Here is a 1,330-nt window from a genome sequence, read left to right on the forward strand (position 1 = left end):
ACTCATAGATTTGAACGGTCAAAAATATCATCCCTCCTATGAATCTTTAGGTTTTTATGTTAATTATAGCACAAAATTCCATTTAAAATAATTTCAACTTATTTTTCTTTGTCAAATTTACATTTGAAATTTAATAAACCATACTGTCCGTATTTACTGTGAAAAAAAATAACACAAGAAAAATAAGAATCATAATCACATTTAGGATTATTCCGATAATACTACATATTTTACCAGCAGTCACCAAACCCTTTCCAGATTCCCCCGATTGGGCCATTTCTTTTTTACTCTTTGAAGCAAAAATCAAACCTAGAATACCTAATATAATTCCGATGAATGGAATAAGAAGAGATAAAATCCCCATAATTAATGATACAATTGCTTTACTATTACTTTGTTTAATTTCAGACAATTATTCCACCTACTTTCTTTTTTACTTATATATACGGTTTATGTCAGTAAAAGATTCATTTATTGAGTAATTCATTACAAACTACTTTTTGATACAATGYCAATTGAGTGGAATGAATCCTCCAAATAAAACATGAATGTTAAAAAATCCGACTCAAATAAATGAGTCGGATTTTTTAAGTTCGTTTCAATTCAAGTCTCTGTGCTACTATAGACAAACTATAATTAACGACGAAATACATGAGAGCAACGAGAATTAAAATTGGTATCAAAAATTTTTGACTTTGCCCATAAATAATTTGGCCATGATGAGTTAGCTCCGGTAATGATATAACAACCGCTAAAGAGGTATCCTTTAATAAAGATATAAATTGACTGACAATAGGAGGTACCATGCGGCGCAAAGCCTGAGGGAGGATGATATGTATCAATGCCTGTACATAGCTCAAACCTGATGAACGCGCAGCCTCCATTTGGCCTTTATCAACGGATTTTAATCCACTTCGAATTACCTCAGAAAGCATGGCTGACTCAAAAATTGTCAAGGCAACGATAGCAGCCGGAATGATTTCTAATTTTATTCGTACCTCTGGTAAAGCAAAATACGTAAAAAATATAATTAATAGCAGTGGTAAATTACGTACTGTTTCCACAATCATTGCCAATATTTGTGATAACACTGGCACTTTTGCATACCGAATTATTCCCACAAGCCCACCAATAATGAAACTCAAAATAATAGATACAAAGGCCACCTGTATTGTTACCCAAAAACCTTCTAATAAAAATTTGATATTATCTGGTGTATAGGCACCTGCAAAATCCATGTCTTATACCTCCCTCAATTACTCTTAGCCAGACGTTTTTCTAAATAACCAACGCCAAGACTTAAAGGAATGGTAAGAATTAAGTAAAAAGC

The 1,330-nt window shown here is 32.4% G+C and carries 2 protein-coding genes and 1 pseudogene; all 3 read right to left on the reverse strand.

The features are described 5' to 3' along the window. Positions 1-130: 130 nt before the first annotated feature. Entirely contained in the window at positions 131-412 is a 282-nt protein-coding gene (locus AC1DUW_RS29175; protein WP_053346382.1) for a DUF4190 domain-containing protein, read from the reverse strand. A gap of 175 nt (positions 413-587) precedes the next feature. Beyond that, positions 588-1,238, reverse strand: a complete 651-nt coding sequence (locus AC1DUW_RS29180) for an amino acid ABC transporter permease (protein WP_053346383.1) — start codon at positions 1,236-1,238, stop codon at positions 588-590. A 14-nt stretch (positions 1,239-1,252) separates the two neighbouring features. Beyond that, a pseudogene (locus AC1DUW_RS29185) lies at positions 1,253-1,330 on the reverse strand (amino acid ABC transporter permease); the annotation flags it as partial.

This window comes from Peribacillus sp. P4_C12, from assembly GCF_056402095.1.

Bases quoted from the DNA above. Each gene is read 5' to 3' on its own strand.
- AC1DUW_RS29180 (WP_053346383.1), bottom strand. From the start codon at position 1,238: ATGGATTTTGCAGGTGCCTATACACCAGATAATATCAAATTTTTATTA.